Below are 14178 nucleotides of genomic sequence, written 5' to 3'. Positions count from 1 at the left end.
GCCGACGAAGAGACGAGCAGTTTCAACGCGCGCGAGGCGTTGTTCTACCACGAGACGCTCCGCCCCGGCAAAATCGAGATCGTCGCCTCCAAGCCGATGGCGACCCAGCGCGATCTGAGCCTCGCTTATTCCCCCGGCGTCGCCGTCCCGGTCCGCGCCATCGCCGACGATCCGGGCTGCGCTTACGATTACACTGCCAAGGGCAATCTCGTCGCGGTGATCTCCAACGGCACCGCGATTCTCGGCCTCGGCAATCTCGGCGCCTTGGCCTCCAAGCCGGTGATGGAGGGCAAGGCGGTGCTCTTCAAACGCTTCGCCGACGTCGATTCGATCGACATCGAGCTCGACACCGAGGACCCCGACAAGTTCATCGAGGCGGTCGCTTTGATGGGGCCGAGCTTCGGCGGCATCAACCTCGAGGACATCGCCGCGCCCGAATGCTTCATCATCGAGCAGACGCTGCGGGAACGGATGAACATCCCGATCATGCACGACGACCAGCACGGCACCGCGATCATAAGCGCCGCCGGCCTGATCAACGCTTGTTACCTCACCGGCCGCGATCTCAAAGACGTGCAGGTTGTGGTGAACGGCGCAGGCGCGGCGGCGATCGCCTGCACCGAATTGATCAAGGCGATGGGCGTGCCGCACTACCATGTCATCATGTGCGACCGTACGTGCGTGATTTATCAGGGCCGTGAGGGTCTCGACCAGTGGAAGTCCGCCCACGCCGCGAAGACCGACCGGCGCACCCTCGAAGAGGCGTTGCGGGGTGCGGATGTGTTCCTCGGCCTCTCGGCGGCCGGCGCGCTCAAGGCCGAATGGGTCGACGAGATGGCGCCCAAGCCGATCATCTTCGCCATGGCCAATCCGGACCCCGAGATCACCCCGCCCGAAGCGAAAGCGGCACGGCCCGACGCGATCGTCGCCACCGGCCGCTCCGACTATCCCCATCAGGTCAACAATGTCCTCGGCTTCCCCTTCATCTTCCGCGGCGCGCACGACGTGCGCGCGACGACGATCAACGAGGAGATGAAGATCGCCGCCGCCCGGGCGCTCGCCGAGCTCGCCCGCCAGCAGGTGCCGGAGGAGGTCGCCGCCGCCTATGGCGGCAAGGCGCACAGCTTCGGCCCCGATTATATCATCCCGGCGCCGTTCGATCCGCGGCTCATGGAAATCGTCCCCGCCGCCGTCGCCCAGGCGGCGATGGATTCGGGCGTCGCGCGCAAGCAGATCGAGGATATGGCGGCCTATCGCACGTCGCTGCGCGCCCGGCTCAACCCGACCACGTCGGTCCTCACCCTCGCCTACGAGGCGGCCCGCGCCAATCCGCGCCGCGTGCTGTTCGCCGAGGGCGAGGAGGACGTCGTGCTGCGCGCCGCGATCGCCTTCCGCGACGGCGGCTACGGCATTCCAGTGCTGGTCGGCCGCGACGACGTTCACGATCGGCTGCGCGTGCTCGGCGTTGACGACCCGTCGTCGTTCGAGGTGGTGAACAGCCGCAACTATCCGCGCGTGCCGGAAATGGCCGACATGCTCTACGCCCGCCTTCAGCGGCGCGGCTACATGCACCGCGAGCTGGAGCGGATCGTCAACCAGGACCGCAACATCTTCGGCTCATTGCTGCTCGCGATGGGCGAGGCGGACGTGATGATCACCGGCGTCACCCGGCCCTATGCGCAGAGCTTCCGCCAGATCCGCCGGGTGCTCGATCCGAAGCCCGGCGTAACGCCGTTCGGCATCCACCTGATGGTCGGCCAGTCGCATACCGTGTTCATCGCCGACACGACCGTTACCGAGCGGCCGAGCGGCGAGCAGCTGGCCGAGATCGCGATCCAGACCGCCGGCGTCGCCCGCCGGATGGGCCACGAGCCGCGCGTCGCCTTCCTGTCTTACTCCAATTTCGGCAACCCCGAGGGCAGCTTCCTCGAGCGCATCCGCGACGCGGTCAGGATCATGGACGCGCGCGGCGACATCGATTTCGAGTATGAAGGCGAGATGTCGCCGGACACGGCGCTCGATCCGGACCTGCAAAAGCTCTACCCGTTCATGCGCCTCACCGGGCCGGCGAACGTGCTGGTGATGCCCGGGCTGCAGACCGCCAACATCTCCGCCAAGCTGCTGCGCGAGCTGGCCGGCGACGCGGTGATCGGGCCGATGCTGGTCGGCATGCAACACCAGGTGCAGATCGCCGCGATGAGCGCCAGCGCTTCCGATCTGGTGACGCTCGCCGTCCTCGCCGCCGGCAATATCGTCCGCTGAGCGCTCCGGCTATTGCGGGTTGTCGGTGGTCTGGCCGCGCTGGCCGGAGGAGCCGAGCGCGCCGATATTGCCGAACAGCTCCTCGAACAGGCTCTGGTGGCGGCCCAAGGTCGGCGTCTCCTCGTTCGACGGGCGGATGTTGTTGGCCAGCTCGAGGCCGGTGCGATCGACCCGCTCGACGGTGCCGTTTTCGTCGAAGCGGACGTGCAGCACCGTCTGCTGCGTCGCGCGCGGCGTCTGGAAGGCGAGCTGGCGCGTCCGGCGCGAGAAATAATACCAGTCGCGCTCGGCGCCGTTGAACTGACCGGTGAAGCTCGGCCGGCCGATCGTGCCGGCCACCGAATCGCGATTGTCGACGCCGGGCTGGATCGCGGCGACGAGCGTGTCGTCCAGGATATGGCCCTGCTGGCCGACGATGCGGGTGCAGCCGCCGAGCACGGTCGCCGCCGCCATCACGCCGAAAAGGGCGCCGGTTCGATTGATGTAGGCCATGAGTGGTCGCATTCTCCCGCGCGCCCCGCTTGTCCGCCGGGCGGCCTTGACTAGCCCCTCCAATATGAACATCGCCCGACCGGCGCAAGCCGCCCTAAGGCATGGAATGAATGCTTTGTCCCTGATTTCGCGACTGTTCCGCGCCGCGAGCCCGCGCGAGACGCTCGACCCGCTCTACCGCGCCATCGTCGCGGCGGGGCGCGATCCGGGCTGGTATCGCGACGGCGGCGTCCCCGACACGATCGACGGCCGCTTCGACATGATCGCGGCATTGACCGCGCTGGTGCTGCTGCGGCTGGAGACGGAGGAGGCGGGCCGGCAGCCGTCGGTGCTGCTCACGGAATTGTTCATCGCCGACATGGATTCGAGCCTCAGGCAGATCGGCATCGGCGATTATGTCGTCGGCAAGCATGTCGGGCGGATGATGGGCGCGCTGGGCGGCCGGCTCGCCGCCTTGCGCGAGGCCGGAGATCGCGCGGCGCTGACGGCGGTCGTCGAGCGCAACATCTTCCGGGGCGAGGCGCCGTCGCCGGAAGCGCTGGCCTTGGTCAGCGCGCGGCTGGATGCGTTCCGAACGGAGCTGGCCGCCAAGCCGCTGGACCAGGTTCTTGCCGGTACGTTGCCCGATCATGACTGAGCCCGAATTCAGCCGGGCGATCCGGCTCGACACGCTGGGCGCCGCGCCGCGCACCCTCACGATTGCCGCCGAAGCGACTGAGCGGGCGGCGCTGGCCCGTCGCTTCGGCCTTCTGGCGCTCGATTCGTTGGAGGCCGAGCTAAGCCTGGCCGCGGAAGGCGAAGTGGTAACACTGACCGGCCGATTGCTCGCCAAGGCGACGCAGGCCTGCATCGCGAGCGGCGCCCCGGTCCCAGCGGCGATCGACGAGCCGATCGCACTGGCGTTCCGCCCCGCGCCGACGGCCGGGCAGCCCGACGAAGAAATCGAGCTCGGCCAGAACGACATGGAGGTCATGTTCCACGACGGCGCCGCGATCGACGTCGGCGAGGCGGTCGCGCAGAGCCTCGCGCTGGCGCTCGATCCCTATCCCCGCGCCCCCGACGCCGAGGCGGCCCTGAACGAGGCAGGCGTGAAAAGCGAAACGGAAGCCGGTCCCTTCGCGGCGCTCGCGGCGCTCAAGGCCAAACCGAAAGGCTGAGAACCCTCAGAAGGGGACGTCATCGTCCAGGTCTGAATCGAACGCCGGTTGCGGCCGGCCCTGCGGCTGCGCGCGCTGGCCGCCGCCATAGTCGCCGCCGCCTTGATCGTCGCCATAGGAGCCGCCACCGCCGCTTTTGCTGTCGAGCAGCACCAGCTCACCGCGAAAACGCTGCAACACCACTTCGGTCGAATAGCGGTCCTGCCCGTCCTGGCCCTGCCATTTGCGGGTCTGGATCTGGCCTTCGAGATAGACCTTCGAGCCCTTCCTCAGATAGCTCTTGGCGACCCGGCCGAGATTCTCGTTGAAGATCACCACCCGGTGCCACTCGGTCCGCTCCTGCTGGTTGCCGTCGCGATCCTTCCAGCGCTCCGACGTGGCGACGCGCAAATTGACCACCTCGCCGCCATTGTTGAGGCTGCGCGCCTCCGGATCGTCGCCCAGATTGCCGACCAGAATGACCTTGTTCACGCCCGCCATTTCTCTCTCCCGGGAAAGCGCCACCGCATAGGCCAAGCCGGAGCGTGCGCCAAGCTTTCAGGCGCTTGCGGGCCGCCGCCGCGCCCAGAGAAAGCCGATGGCAAGCAACGCCACCATTGCTGCTTGAGCGAGCATCGATTCGAGCGTCGGATAGACGCCGAGCACCGGGCTGCGCGGCCAGCCGTCGAGCGGCGAAACGCCGACCATGCCAGCCTCCTGCAGCGCCGCCATTCCCTTGCCCGCGAGCACCACCGCCAGCACCGCGATCAGCGCCGCCGAATAAGCGAAGAATTTGCCGATCGGCAGCCGCGCGCTCAGCTTCAGCATCGCCCAGGCGATGAGCGCGAGGAGCGCCACGGCGAGCGCGATGCCGCCGGCGAGCGCCGCGCCGTTCCCCTGCCCGCCCATCGCGGCGAAGAAGATGATCGTCTCGAACACCTCGCGGTACACGGCAATGAAGGCGAGGAGGAACAGGAACCAAGCCGATCCGCGGCTCAATGCCTTGTCCAGCTTGTCGCGGACATAGGCCTGCCAGGCGCCGGCCTGCGCCTTGCCGTGCATCCAGACGCCGACAAACAGCAGGATCGCCGCGGCGAGCAGCGAGCCGAATCCTTCGGTCAGCTCGCGGTCGGCGCCGCCGATCGTGATGAGATGGCTCGCCGCCCACCAGGTGGCGACGCCCGCGACGAGCGCGCCAATCCAGCCGGCATGGACCCAGCGCAGCATGTCGCGCCGCTCCGCCTTGCGCAGGAAGCCGATCATCGCGACCACGATTAGCAGCGCCTCCAGACCCTCGCGCAGCAGGATGGCGAGCGCGCCGAGGAAGGTCGAAAGGCTGCTGCCGGCTTCCGGCGCCAAAGCGCTCTCGGCCCGACCGAACAGGGCTTGGAGCCGCGCAACCCGCTCCGTAACCTCGGCGGCGGGCGCGCCCTGGCCGATCGCTGCCCGAAGCCCGCCCATCTCGCGCTCCACCTCGGCGACCAGCGCGCCGTCGCGTGCATTGAGCACGGCCTCGACCGGTTCAAATCCATCGAGATAGGCGGCAAGCGCGAGCTCGCCGGCGCGTGTGCGATCTCCGGCCTGGTAGGCGGCAAGGCTCTGGCGCAGCAATTCACGGGCGACGGCCAGCGATCGGGAGCCGCCAGCCCCGGCAAGCGCGGCCGGATTTGCGCGCAGATAAGCGGTGACCGCATTCGCCTTGTCCGCTCCGAATTCCCGGGCCAGTGCGTCCGGCGTGATCGCGACCAGCGCCTCGAGATTGGGCAGCCGAGCGCGCAGCGCCGGATCTTCCTCCCAGTGCCGGCGACCCTGTTCGATCAATGCCTCGGGATAGGCAAAGCGGCCGACGAAGAAGGAAAGCGCCCAACGGTCCTCCGCCGGCAAAGAGGCGAAGCTCTGCATCGCCGTGCCTTCCAGCCCTTGCTCGATCACCTGATAAAGCGCGAACAGGCTACGCTGGCGCGCGCGGTCGCGATCGGTGAAGGCGATCGGCGGCGGCTCCATTCCCCGCGCCATCAGCGCGTTCGCATCGCCGGCCGCGCCATGGCAGGCGGCGCAATTCTCCGCGTAGAGCCGCGCTCCGCGCGCCAGATCGGGCATGGCGGCCGGCGCGAGTGGGACTGGGTAAGCGGCGAGCAGCCGCTGGCCAAGGCTTCGCGCCAGCCGATCGACCTCCTCCGGCGCTGCCCGACGTGCGACCGCGGCTTCGAGAACGCGCGCGTCCGCCACCAATTGCGCCCGCTCCGGGCGTGCCGGCAAGGCGCCCAGCCGCTGTGTGACCGAAGCGGAAAATTCCCGCATTTCGTCATACTCGGCCTGGCTGATTACGCGACCGTCGGCGACGGCGCCGCGATAGTCGACGGCGATATAGTCAAGCAGCCGCCACGCGACCTGCGCCCCAGTGTCCTGCGCCAGAGCCGGCGTCGCGAACCCCAGCAGCATGAACAGAAACAAGGTGCTGAACGAGAAAGCGCGCATCATTGCCCCCGGACGGAAGGCCCCGGGACTAACCAAGTTGCAATTGATTATCAATAACGAGATCGACCGCCAACCGCGCGAGCAGCGTGATGGGACGAGGCCGGATCCTCTCCGGCGCTTACCGCGAGGCGCGGTTGCCGGCTGGCGATCACCCAGCGGCTGCGGCCCTCGGCCTTCGCCCGATAGAGCGCATTGTCCGCCGCCTCCATCAGGGTCGCGAAGTCGCGCCCGAAGACGCGGCTCAAGGCGATCCCGATGCAGGCGCCGATCTCGACCGCGCGGCCGCCGACCAGATAGGCGCGGTCGGCGAGCGCGGCGATGACCTGCTCCGCCGCCTCGCGCGCCTCATCGCGGTCGCTGCAATCGGCGACGATCAGGAATTCGTCGCCACCCATCCGTGCCAAAACGGCGCCGGGCGGCGCGGCGGTGCGCAGCCGCCCGCCCACCTCGGCCAGCAGCTGGTCGCCGGCGGCATGGCCGAGCGTGTCGTTGACCTGCTTGAAGCCGTCGAGGTCGAGAAAGAAATAAGCGAGGTCGCCCGTGGTCGCCGCGTCGCGATGGGCGAGCGCCGCGGCAAGCCCGGCGCGGTTGTAAAGGCCGGTGAGATCGTCGTGCCGGGCGCGATGGTCCTTGTCGAGCTCGGCTCTCATCCGCGCGACCAGCATCTTGTGCATGTTGAACGCCGCCCGACTCATCGCGAACATGTAAAGCGGCAGCTGGACCAGCGCGACGAGCATGATCGGCTCGCCGGTCGCGAAGCCGGCGACCGTGCAGGGTCCAAGGCTCAGTAGAATCATCGCCACAGCGAGCCGTGGCGCGCCGAAATTGCGGAAGCAGATGCCGCCGACCATCGCCGCGGCGGACACGCAGGCCAGGGTCGCCGCGACCCAGTCTCCGGTGAGAAGCGAGATGAAGCCGCCGAAGCCGATGCTCGCCGTCCAGGCCAGGTTGAGAAGGATGTAGAGATCGCTCGGTCCCGGTCGGCCTTCCCGCACGGCGCGGCGCCCCGCGAGCATCACCGGCAGGCGAATCGCCGCCAGGGCCAGCTCGGCGAGCGCCCAGCCGATGAAGAGCATATTGGGGTGCCGGGTTGCGATCGCGCCGGCGACGAGCAGCGCATTGAGGATGCCTGCGAAGAAGACCGCCGGCGTGGCGTAGAGGCTGCTGAACAGAGCGAAGCGGATGGCCGGCGGCACGTCCGGCCCGGCATCGACGAGCCAGCGGGTCAGCGCCCCGCGCGGCAAGATCCCGGTTTCCGTCGATGGCGTCATGAGGTCGTTCGTGCCCTGATACAGGCCGCTGCGTGCGCGGCGCGAAGAGCTTAGGCCCCGACTGGTTAAGCCTTCGTCGACCACGGGCAGCGGATCCTGCTCATCCTTTCTTCACCAATTTTTGCGAGCCAGTCTGGCCTCAAGCGGAGCCGACATCTTGCGCGCGGACCACGCCACGCCGTCTTTCGCCGAGCGGATCGATCTCGACCTGGTCGAGAAAGGCCTCGTCGCGTCCTTCATGGCTTTGCTCGCACTGCGCCTGGTGCCGCAGGCGATCGCCACGCTCTCGGCGCCGATCCTGCTGTTGCTCCTCTCCGAAAGCGTCGTCGTTCTGTTCATCCTGCTGCGGCGGCCGACCCGCGACATTTCGCGCCGCCCGGCCGACTGGACGCTGGGCGTCGCCGGCACCCTGCTGCCGCTGACCGCCATCGCGCCGGAGGGCGCGCCGCTGGCGCCGCTGGCCGTCTGCGCCGGCCTGATGGGCGGCGGTTTCCTGTTCCAGCTCTGGGCGAAGCTCACCTTGCGGCGCAGCTTCGGCGTCGTCGCCGCCAATCGCGGCGTCAAGGCGAGCGGCCCGTACCGGCTCATCCGCCATCCGATGTACGCCGGCTATGCGCTGACCCATGTCGGCTTCCTGCTGTCCGGTCCGGCCTGGTGGAACCTCGCCGTCTACGGCGCGACGCTTGCCATCGCGGTGCGCCGCATCCTTGCCGAGGAGCGCGTGCTGATGGCGGACCCGGCCTATCGCGCGCTGGCCGAGAAGAGCCGCTACCGGCTGCTGCCCTTGGTTTTCTGATGTCCTTCCTCGCCGAACTGCTCGATTTCCGCCTCTTCCTGGTGGCGGCGTTCGTCTTCATTCCGCTCGAGCGGCTGTTCGCGGCGCGGAAGGGACAGAAGCTGCTGCGCGACGGCTGGGCGGACGATCTCGTCTATGTCTTCGTCAACGGCATCGTGATCCGCATCGGCCTGATCATCGCCGTGCTCGCGATCCTCGCGCTGAGCGCCCTTGTCGTGCCGGCCTCGCTGCGCGCCGCGGTCGCCGGCCAGCCGCTCTGGCTGCAGGCGATCGAGGTGCTGCTGCTCGCGGACCTCGGTTTCTATCTGGCCCACCGCGCCTTCCATGCGGTGCCGGCGCTGTGGCGACTGCATCGTATCCACCACAGCATCGAGGAAATGGACTGGCTTGCCGCCGCCCGCGTCCATCCGATCGACCAGATCATCACCAAGAGCGCCTCGCTCCTCCCCTGCTTCGCGCTTGGCTTCTCGGAATGGGCGATCGGGGCCTTCGCGATGCTCTATCACTGGCACTCGCTATTGCTTCATTCCAACGTCCGATTCGGCTTCGGTCCGCTGAAATGGCTGATCGCCTCGCCGCAATTCCATCATTGGCACCACGCGCAGGACCGCGAGGCGTGGGATCGCAATTTCGCCGGCCAGCTCGCTTTGTGGGACTTCATCTTCGGCACCGCCCATTTGCCGCGGGGGCGGCGGCCCAGAGCCTTCGGCGTCGCCGATCCGGTGCCGGCGGGCTACGCCGCCCAGCTCCTCCACCCGTTCAGACGACCGGGTAGCGCAGCCGCCCCAGGAAACGGCTGAGCGACGGCTTTCGCGCGCTGCTGCCGCGCCAGCGCGCCTTCACCTTCTCGAACCGCATCACATTGTCGATCCGCCGGTCGAGGAACGCGCGCGTCGCGGCCAGATCGTCGCTCTCGTCGTCGAGGAAGATGAGGCTGGTCGAGCCGTAGACCCCGATCAGGATCGCGCGCTTGCTGTAATGGTTGAAGTCGGTCGCCGTATCGCCGGCGAGCCGCCAGATCCGGTCGGCGCTGCGCCAAGCGAGCCGCGCCCCAGCCGCCGCGTTAACCGGCGCGGCGAGGATGGCGAGCGCCCGGCGCAACGCCTCGCGCTGCGGCAGGATCGTCGTCAGCCGGAACATCACCAGCTCGCGGATGCGCTCGCGGACCTTCATTGCCGCGATCCGCTCGGGCGGGAAGGCCCCCAGCATCGCTATGTCGACCGAATCGAACCAGGCGTCGATCATCGCCGTCTTGCCGCCCGGAAAGGCGAGCCGGGCGCGGTCCGCCGGCACGCCGAACTCCGCCGCCGCACTGGCGATCGCCGCCTCGGACCAGCCGTCGAACGCCGCATGCTTCGCCACGGAAGGCGCAAGCGCGGCGCGCAGCTCGTCCAGGGTCATCTCATCAGCGGCGACCATCGGGCGTTCATTGGGCCGGCGGGCCAAGAGTCGCAACCCCGCGCGCCGGCAGCCGGACCAGCACCAGAGCGGCGCAGATCAAAAGCGCGCCGATGGCGTCCGCCGCCGACAGGCTCTCGCGATAGGCGAACCAGCCGATCGCAGCCGAGGCGACGGGCTGGGTGAGCAGGCCGATGCCGACCACCGCCGGCGAAAGATGGCCCATCGCATAGACCAGCAGCCCCTGCCCGATGACCTGGCTGCCAAGCGACAGCAGGATCAGCGGCGTCCAGTCGCCGGGCATCACCTGCTCGCCCATCGCCAGCGCGAAGAGGAAGAGCGGCAAGGTTCCCGCCGCGGTCGCGATCGCCAGCACGGGCCAGGAGGCCATCACTCGCCGCGCCCGGTCGGCGGCGATCAGATAGAGCGCGTAGAAGAAGGCGGCGCCGAGCGCGAGCAGATCGCCGGTGAAATGGGCCGGCGACAGTTCGTAGCTGCCACCCAGCAAGAGGGCGGCGCCAGCACCGGCAAGCGCCAACGCCGCGGCCTGAAGCGGTCGCGGCAAGGCGCGGAGCACGATGAAGCCGTAGAGCACGAACAGGAAGCTCGACATATTGCCGAACAGGGTCGCGTTGGCGAGCCGGGTGCGCAGGATCGATTCGTGCCACAGTACCAGGTCGATCGCGAAGAACAGCCCGCCCAGCATGACCGCCCCGATCAGCCATCGATCCCAACCCTGCACCCCGGCCTTCGCCGGGGACCGGGACCAGTGTGCCAGGACGATGAGCAGCGGCAGCGCCAATGCAAAGCGCCAGAACGCGGAAGCGGTCGGCCCGACGTCGGCCAGCCGCACCATCCATGGGCCGGCCGCGAGGAAGAGATTGCCGATCAGCAGCGCCGGAAAGGCGAATCGTTGTTGAATATCCGTCGACAAGCCTGACTCCGCGCACGATGCCGCGCGCGCCGCCTAGCCTTCTCGGGCGAAGGTGGCGATATCGTTCGCCAGCCGCGCGGCATGGGTGATGATCAGACCGTGCGGCGCACCCTCGTAGACGGTCAGCCGCGCGCCGGGAATCGCCTCCGCGGTCGGCCGGCCGGTGAAGTCGAGCGGGACGGAGGCGTCGGCGGTGCCGTGGATGACCAGGCCCGGCCGGGCAACGCGCGGCAGCTCGGGCCGGAAATCGGTGCGGGTCATCGCCTTGTTGCACTCCATCAGCGCGCGGAAGGAGGCGGTGTCCATCATGTGCCGGCTCCACCGCTTCATCGCGTCCGACGTGTTCGGTAGCCAGAAAGGCGCTTCGTTCGCCGCCATCCAGGCCGGGAAGTCCTCCAGCATCCGCGCCCGGTTTTCGGCGAACAAAGCTTCCGGCAGGCCCCGCGGATTGTCCGCCGTGCGGAGCAGGAAGGGCGTCGCGGCCGGCGCGGCGAAGACGAGCCGGGCGACGCCCGCGCCGCGATGACGGGTCATGTAGCGGACTATCGTCCCCGACGCGAAGCTGTGGCCGATCAGCGTGACGTCGCGCAGGCGATGCGATGCGATGATGCCGGCCAGATCGTCCGCCATGGTATCGAACTCGTAGCCGCGACCGGGATCCGGCGAGCGGCCGTGCCCGCGCATGTCGTAGGCGACGCAGCGGAAGCCGCGCTCGACCAGCGGCTGCATCACATAGTTCCAGCTTTCGAAGGCGAGGCCCCAGCCGTGCAGGAAGAGCAAAGCCGGCCCCTCGCCCCAGTCGCGGACGAAAAGGTCCGGGCGCGAAGCGCGGCCGCGGCCCGGCGCCTGCGCCCGAACCGAAGCCGGCGCGGCCAGGCCGGCCGCCGCGAGCGCCGCCGCCTTGAAGAGCTGCCGTCTTTCCATGTCTCACCTCCCTCATCGGTAAGGCGGGCATGGATCGGCCAGGTCTTCGTTCCAATTATCTCGCAGGTAAGGCGGTCAGGCGAACCGCTCCTTGAGCGCCAGCATCGCCAGCGCCGCTTTCGCAGCCTCGCCGCCTTTGTCTTTCTCGTCCGGCCGGGCGCGGGCGAGCGCCTGGGCTTCGTTCTCGACGGTGAGGATGCCATTGCCGATCGCGAGGCCATCGAGCGTCAGCGCCATCAGCGCCCGGGCGCTCTCGCCGGCGACGATTTCGAAATGATATGTCTCGCCGCGGATCACGACGCCGAGCGCGACAAAGGCGTCGTATCCGCCGCTCTCCGCCGCCAGCGCGATCGCCCCCGGCACCTCCAGCGCCCCCGGCACGGTCACGATTTCGACCTCGTGCCCGTCCAGCGCCCGCTTCGCGCCTGCCAGCAGCAGGTCATTGAGGTGCGCGTAGAAGCGCGCCTCGACGATCAGGATTCGCGCCATCTCAGAGTGCTGCCGGGATCGGCCGCTCGCCGACGATGGTGAGCCCATAGCCGCCCAGTGCCACCGGCGTGTGATGGCTGTTGGTGAGCAGGATCATCTCATGGATGCCCAACGCGGCGAGGATCTGGGCGCCGACGCCATAGTCGCGCAGCTCCGCGCTGTCGCGCGCGTTTACCTCGCCGGCACGCAGCTTGAGCGCATGAGAAAGTCCGCCCGCCATCGGCCGGTTGATCACCACGATCGCGCCCGCGCCCTCCTCGGCGATCGCCTTCATCGCCCCTTCGAGCAGCCGCGAGCGGCCGTCGGCCTCCGCAAAGGCGTCGGTGAAGATGCTGAGCGCGTGCATCCGGACCAGGGTCGGCTTGCCCGGATCGACATGGCCCTTGACCAAAGCGATCTGCTCCGCGCCCGACGCCTTGTTGAGGAACGTCTTGGCGGTCCACGCCCCGCCCCAGCGGCTCTCGAAGCGCGCTTCGGCGGTCTGCTCGATCAGCCGGTCCTTCTTGAGGCGATAGGCGATCAGGTCGCGGATCGTGCCGATCTTGAGGCCGTGGCGCCGGGCGAATTCGACGAGCCCGTCCATCCGCGCCATCTGCCCGTCTTCGGCCATGATCTCGCAGATCACTCCGGACGGGTTGAGGCCGGCGAGGCGGGCGACGTCCACCGCCGCCTCGGTATGGCCGGCGCGGACGAGGACGCCGCCGTCGCGTGCCGCGAGCGGGAAGACATGGCCCGGGGTGGCGATATCCTCCGGCCCCTTGGACGCATCGATCGCGACCGAGACGGTGCACGCCCGGTCGGCGGCGGAAATGCCGGTCGTCACCCCTTCGCGCGCCTCGATCGAGACGGTGAAGGCGGTCTCCAGCCGGCTGGTGTTGCTGCCGCTCATCGGCGCGAGGCCCAGTGTCGCGACCCGCTCGGCGGTGAGCGCGAGGCAGATCAGGCCCCGGCCATGCTTCGCCATGAAGTTGATCGCGTCGGGCGTCGCCATCTGGGCGGGAATCACGAGATCGCCCTCATTCTCCCGGTCCTCATCGTCGACCAGGATGAACATCCGGCCGTTGCGTGCTTCGTCGATGATCTGCTCCGCGCTGGCCATCACTGACGAGCCGTCGTTGCTCAGGAAGCGCTCCAGCTTGGCGAGCGTGTCGGCGGTCGGGTTCCAGTCCGGATCGCCGAGCTTGCGTAAGCTGTTGGGATGGAGGCCGGAGGCGCGAGCCAGGCCGGCCCGGCTGATCTCGCCGCTTTCGACGACCTCGGTCAGCCGATCGATCAATTGGGTGCTCATGAGCCTGCGATATCACACCAAAATGTGATGCCGCAAGCAAATTACTCACATCGAAGTGCGCGAAGCTCCATCATTCGGCCGAGATAGCGGGCAAGGATGTCGATCTCGATGTTCACCGTCTCGCCTCGGTCGAAAATTGCGGTGTTTTCGCGGGTATGGGGGATGATGTTCACGCCGAAATAAATGCCGTCCTCCTTATCCTCCACCTCGTTGACCGTTAGCGAGATGCCGTTGATCGCGATCGAGCCCTTCTCCACCAGATAGGAGGCGAGCCGGTTGGGCGCCTTGATGCTGAGGCGGATCGAATCGCCCTCCACCCCGCTCCCGCTGACGAAGCCAAGGCCGTCGACATGGCCGGTGACGATATGGCCGCCCAGCTCGTCGCCGACCTTGAGTGCCCGTTCGAGGTTGAGCCGGGCCCCTTCCGCCCACAGTCCGGGCGCGGTGCGGCTCTTCGTCTCGGCCGAGACATCGACCGCGAACCAATCCGCGCCTTTGTCGACCACCGTGAGACAGACGCCCGAGCAGGCGATCGACGCGCCGAGATCGACCGTCGCCATGTCGTAGCCGCACGCAATACGGACACGCGTGTCGCCCCGCGCCTCGATGGCGGTCACAGTGCCGATATCGGTGACGATCCCGGTGAACATGGCTCAGCTCCGCACGCGGTCGTAGACGTCGAGCCGGTCCTCGCCAAGGGCGCGGCTGTC

The 14178-nt window shown here is 68.3% G+C and carries 15 protein-coding genes; 5 read left to right on the top strand and 10 right to left on the bottom strand.

Going from position 1 to position 14178, the window contains the following annotated elements; all coding sequences use genetic code 11:
* Positions 1–39: 39 nt before the first annotated feature.
* The gene (locus tag ACT4N3_RS05730) at positions 40–2262 is read left to right on the top strand and encodes an NADP-dependent malic enzyme (protein WP_444854250.1); all 2223 of its coding nucleotides are present in this window, start codon (positions 40–42) and stop codon (positions 2260–2262) included.
* 9 nt (positions 2263–2271) lie between these two features.
* Here ACT4N3_RS05730 and ACT4N3_RS05725 read toward each other — a convergent pair whose 3' ends face one another.
* A complete protein-coding gene (locus tag ACT4N3_RS05725; RefSeq protein WP_444854248.1) occupies positions 2272–2754 on the bottom strand; it encodes an outer membrane protein assembly factor BamE in 483 nt (160 codons plus the stop codon).
* A 106-nt stretch (positions 2755–2860) separates the two neighbouring features.
* Between ACT4N3_RS05725 and ACT4N3_RS05720 the strand changes: the two genes are divergently transcribed.
* Positions 2861–3391 (top strand): ubiquinol-cytochrome C chaperone family protein, encoded by a 531-nt coding sequence (locus tag ACT4N3_RS05720; protein WP_444854247.1) that lies wholly within the window; start codon positions 2861–2863, stop codon positions 3389–3391.
* On the top strand, positions 3318–3911 hold the full coding sequence (locus tag ACT4N3_RS05715; protein ID WP_444854246.1) for a YceD family protein: 594 nt from the start codon (positions 3318–3320) through the stop codon (positions 3909–3911). Before ACT4N3_RS05720 ends, ACT4N3_RS05715 begins: the two co-directional genes overlap by 74 nt.
* A gap of 6 nt (positions 3912–3917) precedes the next feature.
* On the opposite strand, the gene ssb is transcribed toward ACT4N3_RS05715, so the two are convergent.
* Genes ssb through ACT4N3_RS05700 form a run of 3 tightly spaced genes read right to left on the bottom strand, consistent with a single transcriptional unit; the run spans position 3918 to position 7639 of the window.
* On the bottom strand, positions 3918–4391 hold the full coding sequence (gene ssb / locus ACT4N3_RS05710; protein WP_444854245.1) for a single-stranded DNA-binding protein: 474 nt from the start codon (positions 4389–4391) through the stop codon (positions 3918–3920).
* 57 nt (positions 4392–4448) lie between these two features.
* A complete protein-coding gene (locus tag ACT4N3_RS05705; RefSeq protein WP_444854244.1) occupies positions 4449–6368 on the bottom strand; it encodes an FTR1 family protein in 1920 nt (639 codons plus the stop codon).
* A 50-nt stretch (positions 6369–6418) separates the two neighbouring features.
* Positions 6419–7639, bottom strand: coding sequence for a diguanylate cyclase domain-containing protein (locus ACT4N3_RS05700; RefSeq protein ID WP_444854243.1), 1221 nt, complete (start codon positions 7637–7639; stop codon positions 6419–6421).
* Between the two features lie 157 nt (positions 7640–7796).
* Between ACT4N3_RS05700 and ACT4N3_RS05695 the strand changes: the two genes are divergently transcribed.
* Together ACT4N3_RS05695 and ACT4N3_RS05690 are read left to right on the top strand one after the other, a co-directional pair.
* The gene (locus ACT4N3_RS05695) at positions 7797–8435 is read left to right on the top strand and encodes a methyltransferase family protein (RefSeq protein ID WP_444854242.1); all 639 of its coding nucleotides are present in this window, start codon (positions 7797–7799) and stop codon (positions 8433–8435) included.
* On the top strand, positions 8435–9235 hold the full coding sequence (locus tag ACT4N3_RS05690) for a sterol desaturase family protein (protein WP_444854241.1): 801 nt from the start codon (positions 8435–8437) through the stop codon (positions 9233–9235). Before ACT4N3_RS05695 ends, ACT4N3_RS05690 begins: the two co-directional genes overlap by 1 nt.
* Here the strand turns inward: ACT4N3_RS05690 and ACT4N3_RS05685 are convergent.
* The 6 genes from ACT4N3_RS05685 to ACT4N3_RS05660 all read right to left on the bottom strand — a co-directional run bounded on the left by ACT4N3_RS05685 (position 9195) and on the right by ACT4N3_RS05660 (position 14118).
* Positions 9195–9836 carry a COQ9 family protein gene (locus ACT4N3_RS05685; protein ID WP_444854249.1) on the bottom strand — a complete coding sequence of 214 codons (642 nt, stop codon included), beginning with the start codon at positions 9834–9836 and terminating at the stop codon, positions 9195–9197. The genes ACT4N3_RS05690 and ACT4N3_RS05685 overlap by 41 nt on opposite strands.
* A gap of 25 nt (positions 9837–9861) precedes the next feature.
* Positions 9862–10767, bottom strand: coding sequence for a DMT family transporter (locus tag ACT4N3_RS05680; protein WP_444854240.1), 906 nt, complete (start codon positions 10765–10767; stop codon positions 9862–9864).
* A gap of 33 nt (positions 10768–10800) precedes the next feature.
* Positions 10801–11691, bottom strand: a complete 891-nt coding sequence (locus ACT4N3_RS05675; RefSeq protein WP_444854239.1) for an alpha/beta fold hydrolase — start codon at positions 11689–11691, stop codon at positions 10801–10803.
* Positions 11692–11766: 75 nt separating this feature from the next.
* On the bottom strand, positions 11767–12180 hold the full coding sequence (ribH, locus tag ACT4N3_RS05670; RefSeq protein WP_444854238.1) for a 6,7-dimethyl-8-ribityllumazine synthase: 414 nt from the start codon (positions 12178–12180) through the stop codon (positions 11767–11769).
* Between the two features lies 1 nt (position 12181).
* Positions 12182–13468: a 3,4-dihydroxy-2-butanone-4-phosphate synthase gene (gene ribB / locus ACT4N3_RS05665; protein WP_444854237.1), complete on the bottom strand. Its 1287-nt coding sequence runs from the start codon at positions 13466–13468 to the stop codon at positions 12182–12184.
* Between the two features lie 41 nt (positions 13469–13509).
* On the bottom strand, positions 13510–14118 hold the full coding sequence (locus ACT4N3_RS05660) for a riboflavin synthase (protein WP_444854236.1): 609 nt from the start codon (positions 14116–14118) through the stop codon (positions 13510–13512).
* Between the last annotated feature and the right edge of the window lie 60 nt (positions 14119–14178).

It is taken from the genome of Sphingosinicella sp., assembly GCF_052388015.1.
Lineage (GTDB): Bacteria > Pseudomonadota > Alphaproteobacteria > Sphingomonadales > Sphingomonadaceae > Allosphingosinicella.
This window is presented reverse-complemented; position numbering and strand designations above follow the sequence as displayed.